11 protein-coding genes are annotated in these 19,904 nt (G+C 65.5%); 3 read left to right on the forward strand and 8 right to left on the reverse strand.

Annotated elements, in window-relative coordinates:
• Positions 1-46: 46 nt before the first annotated feature.
• Positions 47-2,512, reverse strand: a complete 2,466-nt coding sequence (locus ACW173_RS02780; protein WP_492083369.1) for a glycoside hydrolase family 3 N-terminal domain-containing protein — start codon at positions 2,510-2,512, stop codon at positions 47-49.
• 121 nt (positions 2,513-2,633) lie between these two features.
• Between ACW173_RS02780 and ACW173_RS02785 the strand changes: the two genes are divergently transcribed.
• Together ACW173_RS02785 and ACW173_RS02790 are read left to right on the forward strand one after the other, a co-directional pair.
• Complete coding sequence (locus ACW173_RS02785) at positions 2,634-4,607, forward strand: glycoside hydrolase family 97 protein (RefSeq protein ID WP_492083370.1); 1,974 nt, start codon at positions 2,634-2,636, stop codon at positions 4,605-4,607.
• A gap of 8 nt (positions 4,608-4,615) precedes the next feature.
• A complete protein-coding gene (locus tag ACW173_RS02790) occupies positions 4,616-6,214 on the forward strand; it encodes an alpha-L-fucosidase (protein ID WP_492083371.1) in 1,599 nt (532 codons plus the stop codon).
• 77 nt (positions 6,215-6,291) lie between these two features.
• Here the strand turns inward: ACW173_RS02790 and ACW173_RS02795 are convergent, their stop codons facing one another.
• The 3 genes from ACW173_RS02795 to wrbA all read right to left on the reverse strand — a co-directional run bounded on the left by ACW173_RS02795 (position 6,292) and on the right by wrbA (position 9,317).
• Complete coding sequence (locus ACW173_RS02795; RefSeq protein ID WP_492083372.1) at positions 6,292-7,113, reverse strand: flagellin; 822 nt, start codon at positions 7,111-7,113, stop codon at positions 6,292-6,294.
• 282 nt (positions 7,114-7,395) lie between these two features.
• Positions 7,396-8,217 carry a flagellin gene (locus ACW173_RS02800; protein ID WP_492083373.1) on the reverse strand — a complete coding sequence of 274 codons (822 nt, stop codon included), beginning with the start codon at positions 8,215-8,217 and terminating at the stop codon, positions 7,396-7,398.
• 500 nt (positions 8,218-8,717) lie between these two features.
• The gene (gene wrbA / locus ACW173_RS02805; RefSeq protein ID WP_492083374.1) at positions 8,718-9,317 is read right to left on the reverse strand and encodes an NAD(P)H:quinone oxidoreductase; all 600 of its coding nucleotides are present in this window, start codon (positions 9,315-9,317) and stop codon (positions 8,718-8,720) included.
• A gap of 141 nt (positions 9,318-9,458) precedes the next feature.
• Between wrbA and ACW173_RS02810 the strand changes: the two genes are divergently transcribed.
• Positions 9,459-10,358: a LysR family transcriptional regulator gene (locus tag ACW173_RS02810; RefSeq protein WP_492083375.1), complete on the forward strand. Its 900-nt coding sequence runs from the start codon at positions 9,459-9,461 to the stop codon at positions 10,356-10,358.
• A gap of 17 nt (positions 10,359-10,375) precedes the next feature.
• Here ACW173_RS02810 and ACW173_RS02815 read toward each other — a convergent pair whose 3' ends face one another.
• The 4 genes from ACW173_RS02815 to ACW173_RS02830 all read right to left on the reverse strand — a co-directional run bounded on the left by ACW173_RS02815 (position 10,376) and on the right by ACW173_RS02830 (position 19,646).
• Positions 10,376-13,321, reverse strand: coding sequence for a glycoside hydrolase family 31 protein (locus tag ACW173_RS02815; RefSeq protein WP_492083376.1), 2,946 nt, complete (start codon positions 13,319-13,321; stop codon positions 10,376-10,378).
• Positions 13,222-14,850: a GH35 family beta-galactosidase gene (locus ACW173_RS02820; protein ID WP_492083377.1), complete on the reverse strand. Its 1,629-nt coding sequence runs from the start codon at positions 14,848-14,850 to the stop codon at positions 13,222-13,224. The genes ACW173_RS02815 and ACW173_RS02820 overlap by 100 nt, the downstream gene beginning before the upstream one ends.
• 294 nt (positions 14,851-15,144) lie before the next feature.
• Positions 15,145-16,656 (reverse strand): tryptophan halogenase family protein, encoded by a 1,512-nt coding sequence (locus ACW173_RS02825; RefSeq protein WP_492083378.1) that lies wholly within the window; start codon positions 16,654-16,656, stop codon positions 15,145-15,147.
• A gap of 62 nt (positions 16,657-16,718) precedes the next feature.
• Positions 16,719-19,646, reverse strand: coding sequence for a TonB-dependent receptor (locus ACW173_RS02830; RefSeq protein ID WP_492083379.1), 2,928 nt, complete (start codon positions 19,644-19,646; stop codon positions 16,719-16,721).
• Positions 19,647-19,904 lie beyond the last annotated feature (258 nt).

The following is a 19,904-nucleotide window of genomic DNA, read 5'->3' on the forward strand; positions in this document are numbered from 1 at the left end:
CCGGCTTTCGCCGGGGAAACGGGGTTGGGGTTTGGACTAGTTCAAACTACTGCGCCTTGGGCGGACAGACCGCCCCGGCCGGATCGGCCGTCAGCTTCACGTTGGCGATCGAGACCTGGAAGGTTCCGGCCGTGCCCAGGTCGAACGGGGCCGTGACCTTGGTCACGTCGGTCCCGGCGGCCTGGAAGCACTTCAGCGGAATCTTGACGCTGGCCCACTGGCCGGTCGGCGCGCCGGGCGGCGGGGTGACGTCCAGCTTGCCCGCGCCGATGGCCAGGATCACCGGCTTGGTCGCGGCGGCGTCCAGGCGGTACTCGAAGCTCAGCGCCATCTCGGCATTGGTCTGGAAGCTCAGATCCGCCGGCGTGTCGCCAACGATCGACACCTTGGCCGGCTTGTCGCCCGAGAAGGTCAGTTGGCGGCCCGCCTCCTGGACGTTACCCGCGTCGACCGGCGCGACCTGGGCCGCGGTCGAGGGAGAAGCCTTGAACGTGAACCCCGCGGCCAGCTTGCCGCCGACGAAATAGGCCCCGCCGTTGTCGGCCGCGGCATTGACGCCCGAGACCTCCGACAGCTTCGCCACCTTCCCCGGCCGCGCGTAGCTGAGGCCATAGCCGTAGGCGAACAGCGGATCGTAGTTCTTGTCGCCCTTGTTCAGGCTGAACTGGGCGGCGGTCTTGGGCCAGCTGAACGACAGCTTGCCGTGGAAGTCCGCGCGCGGCTTGCCCGCCGCATCACCGATGATCACGTCGGCGATCCCCCCGCCTTCCGAGCCCGGCAGCCAGGCCGAGACGAAGGCGTCCGAGGCGTTGATCTCGGGATTGACCCACAGCGGACGACCGGTGAGGAACACCGCCACCACCGGGACGCCCTTGGCCTTCAGGCTCTTGAGCAGGGCCAGGTCGGTCTTGGCGCCCGGCTGGTACTCCAGCGTGGTCTTCAGGTCGCCGACACCCTCCGCATACGGATTTTCACCAAAGACGACGATGGCGACGTCCGGCTTCTGCTCGAAAGCGCCGTCGACCGCCAGGGTCGCCTTACCGCCGCCGGCCTCGACCGCGGTCTTCACGCCGGCATAGATCGACTCCGCGTTGGGGAAGTCGGCATTGGTGTTGCCCGTGCCCTGCCACGACAGGGTCCAGCCGCCTGACTGCTTGCCGATGTCGTCCGCGCCCGAGCCGGCGACCAGCACGTTCGCGTTGGCCTTGACCGGCAGGACGCCGTTGTTCTTCAGCAAGACCAGCGACTTGCGCACCGCCTCGCGGGCGACGGCGCGGTGCTCCGCATTGCCGATCACGCCCTCGCGGCCCTCATAGGGACGAGCGGCCTGAAATAGACCAAGTTTGGCCTTCACCCGCAGAATGCGGCGGACGGCGTCGTCAAGGCGTGCCATCGGGATCACGCCCGACTTCACCTCGGCCAGGGTGTTGGCGTAAAGCGCCTTCCAGCTGTCGGGGGCCATGAACATGTCGAGGCCGGCATTGATCGACTGCGGGCAGTCGGTGGGCTTGCAGCCCGTGACCTGGCCGTGGCCGTTCCAGTCGCCGACGACAAAGCCGTCGAAGCCCATCTTGCCCTTCAGCACGTCGGTCAGCAGGCTCTTATTGCCGTGCATCTTGACGCCGTTCCAGCTGTTGAACGAGGCCATGATCGTCAGGGTCCCGGCGTTGATCGCGGGAACGTAACCCTGGGCGTGCAGGCGGACGAGGTCGGCCTCCGACACCTTGGTGTCCCCTTGGTCGACGCCATTCTCGGTGCCGCCGTCGCCCAGGAAGTGCTTGGCGCTGGCCGCCACGTGGCCCTGCTGGATGACCCCACCTTGGGACACGGCGCCCTGCAGGCCCAAGATCATCTCACCGGCATATTGGCGAACGATGGCGGGGTCTTCCGAATAGCCCTCATAGGCGCGGCCCCAACGGTCGTCGCGCGGAACAGCCAGGGTCGGGCCGAACGCCCAGTCGAAGCCGGCGGCCGAGGTCTCGAACGCGGTGGCCTTGCCGATGCGGCGGATCAGTTCGGGATCACGCGCCGCGCCCAAGGCGATGTTGTGCGGGAAGAGGGTCGCGCCGACGACGTTGTTGTTGCCGTGGACGGCGTCGATGCCGAACATCAGCGGGATGTGCACACCACCCTCGCGGAGAGCAGCAGCGTCACGGAAAGCCTTGGCGGTGTCGACCCACGGCTTTTGCGGCGAACGGTCGGGCGCGCCCAGCGGCGGCGAGCTCCCGCCGCCCAGGATCGAGCCCAGCGGATAGGTCTTCAGCTCTTCGGGCTTGATCTGGCCGATGTCGGCCTGGATCAGCTGTCCGACCTTCTCTTCCAGCGTCAGCTTGGACAGCAGGCCGTCGACGAAGGCTTCGGTCGCGGGATCGACCAGGCCCTGGCTCTTGGCCGCGGGCCAGTTGGCGGGGTTGGCCGTATTCTGGGGGCCGGTCCGCGCCATCGCGGCGCCAGACAGAAAGGTCGACGCCAACAGGGCGACGCACAGGGTCCTGGTGTTCATACTCCCCAACTCTTCTTTCGTTGCCGCCAAGCACGGCTAGGACAACGTTGTCATACCCCTGGACGCCGATCCATAGGCCGTCTAGTTTGTATGATAAATACACAGAAGAAGATCGGGTTGGGAACTCCTAATGAACTCGTCGGCTTACTTTTTGACAGCGCTAACAGCGGTCGCCCTGGCGAGCGCCGCCGCGGGGCCGGCCCCAGCGGCCGAACAGGTCGTCACCTCGCCAAGTGGCCAGACAGAAATCCGCATATCGGACGAAAACGGTCAGGCCAATTTCTCGTTGAAGTTCAATGGCCAGACCCTTGTCGGGCCCTCGCCCCTGGGTCTGCTGCTGGACAAGGGCGGGCTGCTGTCGCGCGACCTGAAGATCGCCTCGGCCAGCACGCACAAGGTCGACGAAACCTATGAGCTAGTGGTCGGCAAGACCCGCACGGTGCGTGATCATTATGCCGAGACGACCGTAGAATTTCTTGAAGCGAGCGGCTCGCGGCGGCGGCTGATAGTCATCGCCCGCGCCTATGATGACGGCGTCGCCTTCCGCTACGTGCTGCCCGACCAGCCGAATCTGGCCGGCGTGGCGGTGCGCGGTGAGGAGACCAAGTTCGAGATCGCCGGTGACGATCGTTGCTGGGCGCTGAACCTGGGCCGCTTCGGCACCTCGCACGAGGGCGAGTACGACCCCATCCAGGCCAAGAGTTTCCGCGCCTCGGCGCTCTACGAGCTGCCGGTGGTCTGCCAGACCAAGACCGCCGCCTTTGCCCTCGCCGAGGCGGATCTGAAGAACTGGGCCGGCCTCTACCTGACCGGCCGGGGCGACGGCGGCCCGGGTCTGCAAGCCCAGCTGTCGCCGCGCCTGGACGATCCGTCCACGGCCGTGACCACCCGGATCGGGAGCGACACCGTCTCGTCCTGGCGGGTGGTGATGGTCGGCGACACGCCGGGCGACCTGGTCGGCTCCAACCTGATGACCAGCCTGAATCCGCCGACCACTCTGACCGACACGTCGTGGATCAAGCCCGGCAAGGCGGCCTGGGACTGGTGGAACGGCTCCAAGGTCGCGGGGGCCGAGGGGATGAACGACGCGACGATGAAGGGCTTCATCGACTTCGCGGCCGCCAACAAGCTGGAATATATGCTGATCGACGACGGTTGGTACGCCGGCTCGGGCCAGGCGCCGAAGGTTCTTCCGGGCACGGATGTCACCAAGCCGATAGCTGAAATTAACATTCAGGACCTGATCGCCTACGGCCGCGCCAAGGGCGTCGGTATCATGCTGTGGGTCCACTGGAAGGCGCTGGACGCCCAGATGGACGAGGCCCTGGCCGCCTATGAGGCCTGGGGCGTGAAGGGTATCAAGGTCGACTTCATGGACCGCGACGACCAGCAGATCGTCGACTACTACCACCGCCTGCTGACCAAGGCCGGCCAGCATAGGCTGATGGTCGACTTGCACGGCGCCTATCGCCCCACGGGCCTCACCCGCACCTATCCGCACTATGTCACGCAAGAGGGCGTGCTGGGCGCGGAGTACAACAAGTGGAGTCGACGGATCACCGCCACCCACAACGTCACCCTACCCTTCACCCGCATGCTGCTGGGGCCCATGGACTATACGCCCGGCGGATTTCGGAACGTCGCGCCCAAGGATTTCAAGGACCAGTTCATCCTGCCGACGGTGCAGACCACGCGCGGCCAGGCTCTGGCCATGTACGTCGTCTACGACAGTCCGCTGAGCATGGTCAGCGACAGCCCCATCACCTACGCCGCCTCGCCCGCGGGGCTGGACTTCATCAGCGCCGTGCCGACCAGCTGGGACGAGACCCGCGTGCTGTCGGGCGAGATCGGCCAGTCCATCGTCATCGCCCGCCGCAAGGGCGACGACTGGTGGGTCGGGGCCATGACCAACGAGACCGGCCGGACGGTGAAGGCGCCGCTGGGGTTCCTGGGGAGCGGCAGCTTCAAGGCCGATATCCGCGAGGACGGCGCCGAGCCAACCTCGCTGAAGACCCGCACCCAGACCGTCACAGGCAAGAGCAGCCTAACCCTTACGCTCGCCCCCAGCGGCGGCGGCGTCGTGCGGCTGAGCCCGGTTCGGTGAGCGCGAACATGACCATCACCCGGAGAGACCTGATCGCCACCGGCGCCGTCCTGGCCGCCTCTCCCGCGCTCGCCGCTCCGCGTTTCCAGCCGTCCTGGGACTCGCTGGCCGCCGGCTACAAGGTCCCGGAATGGTTCCGGGACGCCAAGCTCGGCATCTGGTCGCACTGGGGGCCGCAATGCGTGCCCGAGTTCGGCGACTGGTACGGCCGTCAGATGTACCAGCAAGGCAACAAGGTCTACGAGCACCACCTGAAGACCTACGGCCACCCGGCCGATTTCGGATTCATGCAGTTCATCCCGCGTTGGAAGGCGCTGGCCTGGGACCCGCAGGACCTGATGAAGAAGTACGTCGCGGCGGGCGCGAAGTACTTCATGTCGATGGCCAACCACCACGACAACCTCGACATGTTCGACAGTCGCCACCACGCCTGGAACACCACGCGGGTCGGCCCCAAGCGCGACATCGTCGGGACCTGGGCCAAGGTCGCGCGGGCTCATGGCCTGAAGTTCGGAGTCTCCAACCACGGCGCCCACGCCTGGCACTGGTGGCAGACGGCCTATGGCTACGACGCCGAAGGCCCGCGCAAAGGCCAGCGCTACGACGCCTTCCAGCTCACCAAGGCCAGCGGCAAGGGTCAGTGGTGGCGGGGGCTGGATCCGCAGGCGCTCTACACAGGACGAAATATGGTCATCCCCGACGGGATCGATAGCGTCCAGGCCGCCAATGATTGGCACGCCGCTCATGACGGCGAGTGGATCGAGACGCCGCCGCCGAACAATCCGGATTTCGTGAAGAACTGGCTGGATCGCCAGAACGACCTGGTCGATCGCTACCGGCCCGACCTGGTCTATTTCGACAACTACGGCCTGCCGCTGGGCCAGGCGGGCCTGGACGCCACGGCGCACTACTACAACCGCCATGCCGGCGACGTGGTGGTGACGGGCAAGAAGCTGTCGCCCCCGCAGCGCCGGGCCATCGTCGAGGACGTCGAGCGCGGTTTCTCCGACCGTCTGCGGCCCGAGCCGTGGCAGACGGACACCTGTATCGGCGACTGGCACTATAGCCGGCCGCTGTACGCGCGCGGCGGCTACAAGTCGGGACGCGACGTGATCCAGCGCCTGATCGACGTGGTCAGCAAGAACGGCTGCCTGCTGTTGTCCATCCCTCAGCGCGGCGACGGCTCGATCGACGACAAGGAAGAGAAGGTTCTGGCCGACATGGCCAGCTGGATCGCGGTCAATGGCGAGGCGATCTACGCCACCCGCCCCTGGCGCATATTCGGCGAGGGTCCGACAAAGCTGGTCGAGGGCATGCAGAACGAGGGCGGCGCCAAGCCGTTCGAGGCCGCCGACATCCGCTTCACCACCAAGGCCGGCGCGCTCTATGCCCTGCCGATGGCCTGGCCGGAGGCGGCGCTGAAGATCGAGAGCCTGGCGCCAAAGGAAAGCAAGGGCTCGCCGGGCGAGGTGCGGCGCGTGACCCTGCTGGGCGGCAGCGATCCCCTGCCCTTCCGCCGAGAGGCCGGCGGGCTGATCGTCGACCTGCCGGAGCGGCGGCCGGCCTTCACCCCCGTGCTGAAGATCGAAGGCCCCGGCCTGGTCTAGCCACGAAAAAGGGGCGCGCCTCGCGGCTCGCCCCAGTTCGTCAGGCGACCATTACGCGGTCGCGAGGGGTTCTTGGCCTAGCGGAACAGGCTGAGGATCGACGAGCTGGCCTGGTTGGCGATCGATAGCGCCTGGATGCCGAGCTGCTGCTTGGTCTGCAGCGATTGCAGCTTGGCGCTTTCCTTGGCCAGGTCGGCGTCCACCAGGTTGCCGACGCCGGCTTCCAGGCTGTCTTGCAGCTTGCCGACGAAGGTCAGGTGGGTGTCCAGACCCGTCGAGGCCGTACCCAGCGACGCCAGCTTGTTGGTGGCGGTGCCGATGGCCTTGTCGATGTCGCTGATCATCGTCTTGGCCGCGCTGGCCGTGGCGAAGGTCGTCGTGGTCGTCAGGCCCAGGCCGCCCAGGGTCAGGGCTTGCGCCTTGACCGTGAAGGTCGAGCCGTCGGTGTTGGCCAGGAAGGTCAGGTTGTTGGTGGTGCCGTCGGCGATGCTGGTGCCGTTGAACTTGGCGTTCGTGGCGGCCTTCTGGATCTGGTCGCGCAGCGAGCCAAAGTCGGCGACCAGGGCGTTGAACGAGGCGGTGTTCAGCGAGGTGTCGGAAGCGGCCAGGGCCTTTTCCTTCATCTTGCCGAGCAGGTCGGTGATCGTGTCACCAGCGGCGAGCGCCACGTCGATGGTCGACTGTCCGCGTTGCAGCGAGTCCTTCACCGCGTTCAGGCTGTTGGCGGTGGCCGACTGGCTCTTGGCCATCGCCCAGATCGCGCCGTTGTCCTTGGCGTTACCGACCTTCTTGCCGGTGTTGATGCGCTGCTGGACGATTTGCAGCTCACTGTTGGTCGAGTTCAGGTTTTGCAGGGCAATCAGGGCCCCATTATTCGTATTGATGCTGTTCAGCGCCATGACGAAACATCTCCTATTCGAGGTGTTCCGGTGTCATTTTGACAACCGGCGGGCATTTTACCCGCCGCGACAATATGACGCTGACCTTTCGATACCCTTTATGAGTTGTAGTTACTTCCTTAACGACCAAAAGAGATCGTTAATTACTTCGCGAAATGAGTCTAACTGGACTCAGGCTTGAGTCTGATCAGACTCAAACGGCGCCGCCAGCACTGAACGCAAAGAAGAAGGGCGGACCCGAAGGCCCGCCCTTGTCGACGACCAAGATCGCCGAAGTCCGTTTTAGCGGAACAGGCTGAGGATCGACGAACTGGATTGGTTCGCGATCGACAGCGCCTGGATACCGAGCTGCTGCTTGGTTTGCAGCGATTGCAGCTTGGCGCTTTCCTTGGCCAGGTCGGCGTCCACCAGGTTGCCGACGCCGGCTTCCAGGCTGTCTTGCAGCTTGCCGACGAAGGTCAGGTGGGTGTCCAGACCCGTCGAGGCCGTACCCAGCGACGCCAGCTTGTTGGTGGCGGTGCCGATGGCCGCGTCGATCGTGGCGATCATCGCCTTGGCCGCGCTGGCCGTGGCGAAGGTCGTCGTGGTCGTCAGACCCAGACCCGACAGGTTCAGGGCCTGGGCGGTGACCGTGAAGGTCGAGCCGTCCGTATTGGCCAGGAAGGTCAGCTTGCTGGTGGTGCCGTCGGCGATGCTGGCGCCGTTGAACTTGGCGTTCGTGGCGGCCTTCTGGATCTGGTCGCGCAGCGAGCCGAAGTCGGCGACCAGGGCGTTGAACGAGGCGGTGTTCAGCGAGGTGTCGGAAGCGGCCAGGGCCTTTTCCTTCATCTTGCCGAGCAGGTCGGTGATCGTGTCACCGGCGGCGAGCGCCACGTCGATGGTCGATTGACCGCGTTGCAGCGAGTCCTTCACCGCGTTCAGCGACGAGGCCGTGGCCGATTGGCTCTTGGCCATCGCCCAGATCGCGCCGTTGTCCTTGGCGCTGCCCACCTTCTTGCCGGTGTTGATGCGCTGTTGGGTGACCTGCAGCTCGCTGTTGGTCGAGTTCAGGTTTTGCAGGGCGATCATGGCCCCGCTGTTCGTGTTGATGCTGTTCAGCGCCATGACGAAACAACTCCTATTCGAGGTGTTCCGGCGTCGTTTTGATGCCGGTGAGCGTTTTGCTCACGTGCATTCTCACATAACGAGGCTAAAGCTTCGTTGAGATTTCAGTATTCTATAATTAAGATTTCAAACTATTTTGTTAATTATTAAATGAAGACTAAAACAATGCCTGTATCAAAATGATACAATTTCACTTCACTCACTCCACCACCAAGGGTAGCTCTAAATTCACCTACAATCAGCGATCAGCGAGGTAGAGACGGGGCGAGCGATAGTGCTTGGCGATCGCCCGGATCGTGATGACGAAGACGAACCCTTTCCAGAGATCGCCGAAAAAGCTGCCGCGACGACGCATCGAGAGACTCCTTCTTTTCAAGTGCAACGAAGGAAAGGCCGGCTAGCTCCACCAACTCCAGAGAAATGGGAGGGGAAAGCAGCCAGCCGGCCTTCTACCGCCGGTCGCCGGTGGGGATGGGCGACCGGTTACAAATTCAGCGAGATCAGCCGTGCAGCTTGATCGCGGTCTCGGCGATGCGGCGGCCCTGGTAGCGGGCGCCGGTCAGCTCGTTCTCGCTAGGCTGACGCGAGCCGTCGCCGCCAGCGATGGTGCTGGCGCCGTATGGGCTGCCGCCGGTGACTTCGTCCAGGGTCATCTGGCCGGCATGGCCATAGTCCATGCCCACGATCGTCGTGCCGAAGTGCAGCAGGTTGGTGATGATCGAGAACAGGGTGGTTTCCTGACCGCCGTGCTGAGTCGCCGTCGAGGTGAAGGCGCCGGCCACCTTGCCGTGCAGGGCGCCGCGGGCCCACAGGCCGCCGGCCTGGTCGAAGAAGGCCGCGACTTGCGAGGCCATGCGGCCAAACCGGGTCGGGGCGCCGACGATAATGGCGTCGTAGTTGGCCAGGTCCTCGACGGCCGCGACCGGGGCGTCTTGATCCAGCTTGAAGTGGGCGCCCCTGGCGACGTCCAGCGGCACGGTTTCCGGCACGCGCTTGATGTCGACGGTCGCGCCGGCTTCGCGGGCGCCCTCGGCGACGGCCTTGGCCATCGTTTCCAGGTGACCGTAGGACGAATAGTAGAGAACCAGAACCTTGGCCATGACGGCTAATCCCTTGCCTTGATATCTTGGCGAGGGCCTCGCCCCCGTCGTTGGCGTGGGTTTTGGCGCTACTTCGGCTTGCGCGATATCCGAATAAAATCGTCTATTACGTTCGATATTTTCGAACGATAGAGATCGGCCATGAACGAGCCCGGCACGCCGACCCTGGACCAGCTGACCGTGTTCCTGACCGTCGTCGAGACTGGCGGATTCGCGGCCGCCGCGCGGCGGCTGAACCGGGCCAATTCGGTGATCAGCTACGCGATCGCCAATCTGGAGGCCCAGCTGGGCCTGGCCTTGTTCGACCGGACCACGGCCAAGACTCCGGCGCTGACCGAGGCCGGTAAGGTGGTGCTGGCCCAGGCCCGGGTGATCGCTGGCGACGTCGCCGCCTTGCGCGCCCAGGCCAAGGGGCTGCTACAGGGCCTCGAGGCCGAGGTGCACCTGGTGCTGGACGTCATGCTGCCGACGGCGCGCGTGGTCGACGCCCTTCGGGCCTTCCGCGAGACCTTCCCGACCGTGACCCTGCGCCTGCACGTCGAGGGGCTGGGGGCCGTGACCCAGATGGTGCTGAACCGCCGCGCCACCCTGGGTGTCGCGGGGCCGCTGGACGTCGTCAACGGCGGCGACGAGTTGGACTATATCGCGGTCGGCGCCACCCTTTTGATCCCGGTCGCCGCTCCCGACCATCCGCTGGCTCAGGGTCGTAACGCGCCGGGCGCGGGGCGGGACCATACCCAACTGGTCTTGACCGACCGCTCGAAGCTGACGGAGGGCCGCGATTTCGCCGTCGCCAGCGCCCACACGTGGCGGCTGGCCGACCTGGGCGCCAAGCACATCCTGCTGAAGGAGGGCCTGGGCTGGGGCAACATGCCCGAGCCGATGGTCCGCGAGGATCTGGCCGCCGGCCGGCTGGTGCGGCTGGAGATGCCCGAACTGATCGAGGCGCACTACGCCCTGCATGCCATCCACCGCGGCGACACCCCGCCGGGACCGGCGACGGCGTTCCTGATCGAGCGGTTCAGGGGGCAGGCGGACTAGCGCCTGCCCCCCTGCGTTTACTTCCGCGTGACCACCACCGGCTCACCGGCGTATTCCACCGTGGCATCGGCGGCGGCGGCGAAGTCCGTAGGTTTGGCGCCGGCCCCGATGAACCGGACCTTGAAGGTCCGTTTGTCCACCATGCCGTCGAACTTGCCCGAGCGGGCGCCGATCACGACCCGGCCCGACGCGTTGTCGTAGCTGATCGGGATGCGGCTATAGGCCCCGCGCTGGTAGGCCATGGTCAGGCCGTCGTCCTCGTAGAGTTCGTACTTGCCGTCCTTGCCCGTGTAGATGACGAGCGTGATCGGCAGGTCGGGCTTTTCACCAACATATTGCTGGACCTCGGTGGTCGGCACGATGGCGCCGGCCTTCACGAACAGCGGCATACGCCCCAGCGGGGCGTCAGCCTTAATGGTCGTCCCGCCAGCGTGGGCCTTGCCCGTCTCGAAGTCGTACCAGGTCGTCCCGGCCGGTAGGTAAACGGGCCGCGAGCGCGCCTTGAATTCCGTCACCGGGGCCACGAGGAACGCCGAGCCGTACAGGTACTCGTCATTGACGTCCCGGGCCTTCAGGTCGTTCGGATAATCCATCACCAGGCCGCGCATGATGCTGCCGTCGCGGTGATAGGTCTCGCCCGCCAGGGTCAGGGTGTAGGGCATCAGGCGGTAGCGTAGCTCGTCGTACCAGACGAGGCTCTTATAGACCTCGGTGCCCTCGTCGGCGAGGTTCCAGATCTCACGGAAGGGCTCCTCGCCGTGGCTGCGGAACAGCGGGCTGAAGGCGCCGAACTGGAACCAGCGCAGGTTCAGCTCCTGCCACTCGGGCCAGTGCTTGGCCTCCTTGGCGATGTAACGATCCTCGACCGAGAAGCCGCCGATGTCGGTGGTCCAGTTGGGGATGCCCGACATCGACAGGTTCACGCCCGCCGAGATCTGGTCCTTGAAGTCGTCCCAGCGCGCCACGACGTCGCCGCTCCACAGGGCTACGCCCTGACGCTGGATGCCGCCGAAGCCCGAGCGCGAGAAGATGTACGAGCGCTTGTCGGGATTACGCTCATGCTCGCCGTCGAACACCGCCTGGGTGTGCAGCAGCGGGTAGGAATTGAAAAACTCCGCGCCCGGCCCCTTGGCGGTCGGCCCCATGCGCAGGGTGCGCTCGGGGATGTCGAGGTTGGAATGCATGTCCGGCTCGTCGCTGTCCATCCACCAGGCGTCGATGCCGATGCCGCCCAGGTTCTTCTTGACCTGGCGCCAGTAGATGTCGCGCGCTTCTTGCGTGTAGGGGTCGTAGAACGAGTTCAGATAGCCGGGGCCGACCCAGTCCAGCGCGCCCTGCTCGATGTTGCGATGGTACATGAAACCCTTGGCGTCGAGTTCCTTGTAGTTGTCGGTGGTCGGATAGAACTTCGGCCAGATCGAGATCATGAAGTGGGCGTTCTGGTCGTGAACGTCCTTCAGCATCTTCTTGGGGTCGGGGAAGCGGGTCTTGTCGAACTCGTGGCTGCCCCAGCTGTCGTCCTTCCAGTAGCGCCAGTCGAGGACGATGTTGTCCAGAGGCACGCCTCGCTTGCGGTACTCCTTGACCACCCCGACCAGCTCGTCCTGGGTGTTGTAGCGCTGACGGCTCTGCCAGAAGCCGTACGACCAGCGCGGCAGGGCCTGGGCCTTGCCGGTCAGCTCGCGATAGCCGCTGACCACCTGGTCCAGGTTGTCGCCGGCCACGAAATAGTAGTCGATCGTGTGAGCGACTTCCGACGTAAGGGTCAGCGACTTCTGCTGAGCGGCCGGAATCGGGTCGTTGTGCAGCAGGGCGACATAGCCGTCGTTGGGATCCCACTCGACCCGCACCTTGTGCTTCGTACCGGCCTTCATTGGGACGGTGAAATTGTGGAACCAAGGGTTCCAGTTCTGCCGCCAGCGGTCGATCTTCAGCTGGCCGTCCACCCAGATCTTGGCGTAGCTGGACGAGTACAGCTTGAACTTCTGGACGCCGCTGGTCTTGGGCTCGACGAAGCCCTCCCAGACCACGGTCGCGCCCTTCACCGGCTTCTTGTCCGCCGTTTGCAGCTCGGTCGGCCAGTTGGGCAGGTCGTCCAGGTACTGGTAGTCGATGTCCTTCTCGGTCCGGGTCAGCTTCAGCTCGCCCTTGACGTAGTACTTGGCCGTGAAGCCGCCGGGCTTGCCGCTGGCGTCGGTGATCTTCAGGTCGCGCGAGGCCAGGGCGTAGGGGCTAGGGTCACCGAAGCGGGTGATGCCGTTGTTGTCCCACAGGACGCCGTAGTTGCGGGTGGACAGCACGAACGGGATGGCGATGTCGCGATTGTACTGGGCCAGCTCGACGTCCTGACCGTTGTAGTTCATCTGGCCGTTCTGATGCTGGCCCAGGCCGTAGAAGCCTTCATCCGTAGACGGATTGAACCGTTGACTGATGGCGTAGAAGCCCTTGCCGTCGATCGTGTGCGGCTTGAACGCCGCCCGCCCCTGCTCGGCCAGGACGGTCTTGCCCGCCGCGTCCTTGAACAAGACCTGGCCGTCCTTCAGCGTCACTTCGGCGGTGGCCTTGCCGGCCTTCAGCACGACCTTGCCGCCGGCCTCGGTGACCGTGAAGCCGCTGGTCTTGGGCTGCGCGATCACCATCAGGCTTTGCGGCGCGTCGATCGTGTCGGTCGGCGAGGCGGTGACGCGGATGGCGCGGTCACTCATCACCTGCAGGCGGACCTTCTTGGCCGGCCCCGAGGCGGGGGTGACGATGACGCCGTCGGCGGTCTTCTCGAAGCCGCCGTCGAGGGCCAACGCCGAGGTGGAGCCCATCAAGGCCAGGCTGAAAGCGGAGAGAGCTAGGATACGCATGGCTGGTCCCGTCAGTAGGTGGCGAGCTTGACCCGCAGGATCTGCGAGCCGCCGGTGAAGTTGAGGCCGTAGTCGGTCTGGTCGCCGTTCCACAGGCGGTCGAAGACCCATTGGCCGTTCTCGAAGTGACCCTCTTCCACGCGGGCCATCAGCATCGGCTTGTTGTCCTTGAGGGCTCGGCCGAACTCGAAGCGGACGTTGCGGCCGGTGACCAGGAACTCGTCGGGCGACAGCTGGGCGACGACGCCGCCGCCGTCAGGTCCCTGAGGACCTTGCGGGCGATCCTTGAGCCAGGCCCAGTCGGACGCCCCGAACTGCCACTTGCCGTAGCGCAGGGTGACGGTCCAGGCGCCCATGACCGTCGACTGGGGGCTACGGTCATCGGGCTCGGAGCCGCCGAACACCTTGCCCTCGAACGACAGCTTGGCCCACTCTCGCGCCATGCCGCCCAGCAGGCGATAGTTGGCCGCGAAGGCCTCCAGCGTGGAGTCGTCCATCTTGGCCGCGCCCAGCGGGTAGTTGGCGTAGCCGGTATAGTCCATGCCGAACGGCGAGAAGCCGATGCCCTGGCGGCCCAGGGTGTCGAAGACATAGCGAGCATAGACCGGATCGTTGCCGGTCTCGGCCACGAACAGGGCGTTGCCGGGCCGTTTGTAGTGGGCCAGGGCCGCCGAATACTTGACCGACTCCTTCATGTAGATGTCGGGCGCGATCAGGTCGATCGAGGGGGCCGCGGCCTTCCAGACGCCGATGACGTTGTCGGTCGGGCCGCCGGCCGAATAGCTCTTGGGCTCGCCCGGCTTGATGGGGTCGCGCAGGGCGGCGTTGACGTACATCGGCAGTGGATAGACGGCCTTGCCGGCCGCCGCGACCTGGTCGACGAAACGACCGATGTGCCAGGCGTGGAAGAACTCATCCGCGTCCTTGCCGAAGGCCTGGCTCCAGGTTCCGGGCTTTGCGCCCACGGCCTTCACGAGCGCGGCCGGCGCGGGGCCATCGAACACCTTCTGGGCGGCGGGACCAAAGTCGCGGACCGTGCCGTAGGTGCCGGTCTCGTTCTCGACCTGGACCATGATCACGGTGCGGTCGGCGCTATCCTTGGCCTTCAGGTGCGTCATCAGCGCGACGAACGCCTTGCGGTCCGCATCAAGCGTGGACTGGGCCAGCGGCGACATCGAGTACGACCGCTCGCCGTCTTCCTTCTTCAGGCGCGGGAAGCGCTTGTCGTCCAGCTTGACCCACTCGGGGGCGTAGGAGGGCGAGCTGTTCTTCCAGGCGCCGAACCACAGGAGGACCAGGCGCACATCATGTTCGCGGGCCTGCTTGAGCAGCAGGTCCAGGTACGAGAAGTCGAACTTGCCCTCGACCGGCTCGATCTGCTCCCAGGCGATCGGGACCTGGACGGTGTTGGCGCCCATCTTGGCGACAGCCGGCCAGACCTTCCCCATCTGCGAGGGCCAGGCGCTGGAATTGTTGACCTGGGCGCCCAACACCAGGAAGGGCGCGCCGTCGACCATCAGGGCGTGGCGGCCGTCCTTCTCGACCAGGCGCGGCAGTTCGCGATCGGCCGCGACGGCGCCCGTCGCGAGGGCCAAGGCCGAGAACATTCCGAGGGCTGCCGTGAAGCGTGAAAGTCCCATCCGCCTCCTCCGTACACGAGCGCCAAATCGATGTTAGCGCTATCAATCTTATTGTCGGACCATTGCCGTGCCGGATGGCGCTGACAAGCCCAGTTCAGCAGCCTCCCCGTCCAAAAAAATCCGCGCACCGCCGCAGGAGACGATGCGCGGGATAAGACGTCGCGCGACCTCGGGGAGAGGTTGCCGCGCGAGGCAGGCCAAGGACAAAAAGGCCCTCGCCCCGCCGCCGAAGCTAGTCAGACTATAGTCGTATAATTCACACCAACAAGCAGTTTTGATAGCGTTGTCATCCATTCAAACCACGATCGGATCGGCCTTGCAGGCCGCCGCGATGAACGCGTCATGCGTCGGCAGGCGCGCCACGATCCCGGCGTTGGTCTGCCCGATCCCGCGGACCGCTCGGACCAGGTCGTCATAGGCCGGCACATCGGCCAGGCGGTCGTAGTCGCGGGGCTGAACCCCCTGTCCCAGGAACACCGCCAGCCAGCTAGGCTCGGCGAACAGTTGCTCGTCGAAGCGGGCGATCTTGGCGCGGTTTTGGAAAAGCTCGATCTTGTGGGCGAGACTGTCGGGGACGGCCATGTCCCGGCAGTAGCGCCACAGCTCGGTATCGTCCCGCTCGGTGGCCTTGTAGTGCAGGATGATGAAGTCGCGGATCTGCTCGTATTCGATCTGGGTCAGCCGGTTGTACTCGGCCTCGGCGGCCGGGTCGTAGCCGCCGATTGGCAGCAGAGACAGCAGGCGCATGGCCCCGGTCTGGACCAGGTGGATGCTGGTCGACTCCAGGGGCTCCATGAAGCCGCCGGCCAGCCCCAGGGCCACGACGTTCTTGCTCCAGCTCTTCTTGCGGCGGCCGGCGGTGAAGCGCAGCGGGCGCGGGTCGGCCAAGGCCTTGCCGTCCAGATTGGCCAGCAGGGTGTCGGCCGCCTGGTCGTCACTGATGTGAGCGCTGCAATAGACATAGCCATTGCCGGTGCGGTGCTGTAGCGGGATCCGCCACTGCCAGCCAGCCTCGCGAGCGGTCGAGCGGGTGTAGGGCGTCAGCGGATAGACGTTCTCGCACGGGACGGCCAAGGCGCGGTCGCAGGGCAGCCAGTGCGACCAGTCCTCGAAGCCGGCCTCCAGCGCCTGCTCGATCAGCAGGCCTCGGAACCCCGAACAGTCGACGAAGAAGTCGCCCTCGACGCGGCGGCCGTCGGACAGCGTCAGGCCGGTGACGAAGCCGGTCTCGGCGTCCTGCTCGACCTTGGCGATCTTGCCTTCGGTGCGTTTGACGCCGCGCGCCTCGGCGTAGCCGCGCAGGTACTTCGCGTACAGGCCGGCGTCGAAGTGGTAGGCGTAGCCCAGGCCCGGCACGCCTGGCGGCAGATCCTTGGGCGGCAGCGCGAACTTGCCGGCCTTGGCGGCCACCGTGGCCAGGGCGTAGCTGTCGAGCTCGCCACCCTCGCCCTTGGCTTTCAGGCGTAGCCAATAGTGGTGGAAACCCACGCCCTCGATCGACTGGCCGTAGGGGCCGAAGGGGTGGAAGTACTCGGCGCCCAGGCGCCCCCAGTCGCGGAACTGGATGCCCAGCTTGAAGGTCGCCTGGGTCTGCTTGATGAAGTCGATCTCGTCGATGCCCAGCAAGCCGTTCAGGAACTGGATCGGCGGGATGGTGGCCTCGCCGACGCCGACCGTGCCGATCTCCTCGGACTCGATCAGCTCGACCTCGCCCACCCGGCCCTTCATGGCCTGGATCAGGGTCGCCGCGGCGATCCAGCCGGCCGTGCCGCCGCCGACCACCACGAACTTGCGATACATCGTCATCTCTCAACCAAGGCTGCCATCCCGGCCAGACGCGTAGCGCGCCAAGCCGGGATGACAGTGACCTAGAACGTCCCGCGCAGCACGACCGAGTAGCGGCGGTCGGCCACGACCCAGTTGTGCTTGGTCAGCCCCTCTTCCAGGCGGCCAGGATAGCTGACCAGGATCTTGGTCTTGGTGTTGGTCAAGTTCACGGCCTGGAAGCCGACCTTCAGCTTGTCGTTGAGGGTGTAGAACACCGAGCCGTCCAGCTGGCCGTAGTCGTCGTACCAGGCGGGAATGTTGATGTTCGCCGCCGTGGTCGTCAGCAGGTAGCGCTCACGCCAGTTGTAGGCCAGGCGGGCCGACACCTTGCCCAGGTCGTACAGGGCCGCGACGTTGTAGCTCTTCTTCGACAGACCCTCGAGCGGCAGCTCCTCGCCGTGGGTCGTGATGTTGGTGAGCTGGCTGTTGTCGTACGGGTTGGACGCGGCGTTACGCGCGCCCTTGCTGTCGACATAGGTGAAGTTGGCCTGGACGCCGAAGCCCTTCAGCAGGCCCGGCAGGAAGTCGTAGTACTGCTGGTAGGCGACTTCGAAGCCTTTGATCGAGCCCTTGCCGGCGTTGTACGGCTGGATCACCTGGACCGTGCGTGTCACGCCATTGTTGGTGAAGGTGACCGGCTGCGCGCCGTTGGTGATGAAATTGTAGATGTCCTTGTAGAACACCGTCGCCGTCAGGCTGCCGGTCGAGGCGAAGTACCACTCCCAGGCCAGGTCGTACTGGGTGGAGCGGATCGGCTTCAGGTCCGGATTGCCGGCATTGGCCGTGTACTGGAACACGCAGTTGGCCTGGGCGCCGCCGGGGATTGAATTGGCGCAATTGCCGCCGACCAGGAAGCCGTTGGTGGCGCTGATCGAGTAGTTCGGCTGCAGCTGGGCGAAGTCCGGACGCACCACCGCCTTGGCGGCGGCGAAGCGCAGGAACATCTCCGGCGTCACCTTCAGGCGCACGTTCAGGCTGGGCAGGACGTTGACGTAGTCGCGACCGCCGACGAAGGCGCTCTTGGCCCCGTTCGCGAAGGCCAGGTCCTGGGCCGGGACGGTCGTCTGGGTGTTGGCGTTGAAGACCTGGATGCCCTGGCTGGTGGTCTCGGTCTTGACGACCCTGACGCCGATATTGCCGTCCAGCTCACGCTCTTCGCCGCCGATCGAGACGTCGTTGCCGAAGCGCAGCATGGCGTAGCCGGCGAGGGTCTTTTCCTTCTGGTGGTTGGTGCTGCCCTTGCCGCCCGTCTGGGCCTGGCTTTCGAAGTCGCCGGCGAACGGGCGCCAGCCGCCGCCGCCCGCGATGGCGATCTGCTCGATCGTCTTGGCGAAGCTGGCGTAGTCGTGGACGAACTCGGCGGTCGGCATGACGAAGGTCGCCGGCAGATTCACCGCGCCGCGGAAGTAGTTGTCGAACGGATAGAGGGCGTAATGGCCCTTGTACGGGGCCAGCTGGTCGATCGACGGGGCCGACCAGCTCGGCGCCACCGTGTCCCAGCGATAGGCGGTCTCGCGGGTAGTGCTCTGGCGATAGGTGCCGCGGACGCCGAACTTCAGCGACTTCAGCCAGCCGCCCTCGTCGAACTCGTAGCCGCCGTCGAACCGCGTAGCCAGCTCGCTGCCCTCGTTGCGGTCGTGGTGGTCCATCACGGCCTGCAGGTAGTAGCTGGCCGGGTTCGAGGTGTAGGCCTTGTCGTTGTTCATGGTGATGACCGGCAGGCTGCCCGTCACGTCCAGGCTGGCCGGGGCCGCGTCGCCGCTCAGCGCGTTGAAGGCCGTCGTGTCGACCGTCTTGGTCTTGGCGTAGATGTACTGGACGTCGCCGCTGAACGACCACTTGTCGTTGGGATTGTACTTCAGGTTCAGCGAGTAGTCCGAGGTCACCGAGCTGCGCTCGGCGTAGCGGGTGTCGATGGTCGACGAGCCCAGGCTGGTCCCGCCCGGCGAGCCCGCCAGCGTGCCCTTGGTGAAGTGGCCGCCGCCGTCATAGGTGAAGGCCGTGCCGGCGGCTGGACCGTTGGTCGAGCCCGGATTGAAACCGACGGCGTGTTCGGACGAGGCCATCAGGGCCGACGAGCGCAGGAACTGCAGCGTCGCTTCCCACTGGTCGTTCGGGCGCCATTGCAGGACGGCGTCGATGCCCTTGCGCTCCCGATCGAAGTCCAGGCTGCGATAGCCGAAGCCGCCGGGGACATAGACCGTCTTGCCGGGGACCAGGTCGGTGCGGACGAAATAGGGGTCGACCGAGATGGTGTCGGTGCGGCTCTTCAGCTTGGAGTCCGACAGGTCGATCAGGAAGCCGACCTCGCCGATGCCGGTCTGGAAGCGGTCGCTGTAGAGGATCGAGCCGCTGGGCTTCCACTTCTTGGCGAGGTCGCCGTACGAGCCGTCCAGCGAATAGGCGATGATGCGCTTGGCGCTGTCGAACGGCAGGCGCGTGCGCAGGTTGACCGTGCCGCCGACGCCGCCTTCGATGATGTCGGCCGAGGGGTTCTTGTAGACGTCCACGCCGGCCATCAGCTCTGGCGGGATGTCTTCGAAGCTCAGGGTGCGGCCGCTCTTGGCCGAGAAGCTGTCGCGACCGTTCAGTTCGCCGCGAACCCAGCTCAGGCCGCGCACCTGCACGCCGGAACCTTCGACCGAGAGGCGGTCGGCGTCGCGGCCGTCCGAGGTGCGGCCGATGGTGACGCCGGCGACGCGCTGCAGGGCTTCCGTCACCGAGCGGTCCGGCAGGGCGCCGATGTCCGTCGAAGTGATCGAGTCGACCAGCTGCTCGGCGTTCTGCTTGATCTTCTGGGCCGACTGGATGGCGGCGCGCTGGCCGGTGACGACGATCTCCTCGACCGTGGCGTCGTCCTTGGCGGGCGCGGCCTGGGCCGAAGCCACGGCGGGCGCGGCGGCGCATAGGACAAGTGCCGAAGCGCCGGCGAGCATCAGTTTGCGATGAGATGAATCGAGGCGCTGCATGCGCTGTTCCCTTCCCCTGTTGGGAGCCGTCCCGGATCGTTCTTGAGCGTCCGGTGACGTGCGGCCTACACGCCGCTTGCTCCATATTCGGTAGCTATAATCGTATAATTCCTACCTTCAAGCCGAAATTGATAGCGCTATCAATCCACCCATGACAGCGTTGTTTCAGCCACACCTGGGCCGATGACACCGGGCTCAACGGCTCCGAAATCCGGAAGCGCTTCCAACATGGCGACGATTGCGCGGGTCATTATTATA

Source organism: Caulobacter sp. ALps2 (genome assembly GCF_058681635.1).

Excerpts from the sequence above, each read along its gene's own strand:
- ACW173_RS02785 (WP_492083370.1), top strand. The coding sequence starts at position 2,634 with ATGAACTCGTCGGCTTACTTTTTGACAGCGCTAACAGCGGTCGCCCTG.
- ACW173_RS02790 (WP_492083371.1), top strand. The coding sequence starts at position 4,616 with ATGACCATCACCCGGAGAGACCTGATCGCCACCGGCGCCGTCCTGGCC.
- ACW173_RS02795 (WP_492083372.1), bottom strand. The coding sequence starts at position 7,113 with ATGGCGCTGAACAGCATCAATACGAATAATGGGGCCCTGATTGCCCTG.
- ACW173_RS02800 (WP_492083373.1), bottom strand. The coding sequence starts at position 8,217 with ATGGCGCTGAACAGCATCAACACGAACAGCGGGGCCATGATCGCCCTG.
- wrbA (WP_492083374.1), bottom strand. The coding sequence starts at position 9,317 with ATGGCCAAGGTTCTGGTTCTCTACTATTCGTCCTACGGTCACCTGGAA.
- ACW173_RS02810 (WP_492083375.1), top strand. The coding sequence starts at position 9,459 with ATGAACGAGCCCGGCACGCCGACCCTGGACCAGCTGACCGTGTTCCTG.
- ACW173_RS02815 (WP_492083376.1), bottom strand. The coding sequence starts at position 13,321 with ATGGGTCTTCGACCGCCTGTGGAACGGCGACCAGACCGACTACGGCCT.
- ACW173_RS02820 (WP_492083377.1), bottom strand. The coding sequence starts at position 14,850 with ATGGGACTTTCACGCTTCACGGCAGCCCTCGGAATGTTCTCGGCCTTG.
- ACW173_RS02825 (WP_492083378.1), bottom strand. The coding sequence starts at position 16,656 with ATGACGATGTATCGCAAGTTCGTGGTGGTCGGCGGCGGCACGGCCGGC.
- ACW173_RS02830 (WP_492083379.1), bottom strand. The coding sequence starts at position 19,646 with ATGCAGCGCCTCGATTCATCTCATCGCAAACTGATGCTCGCCGGCGCT.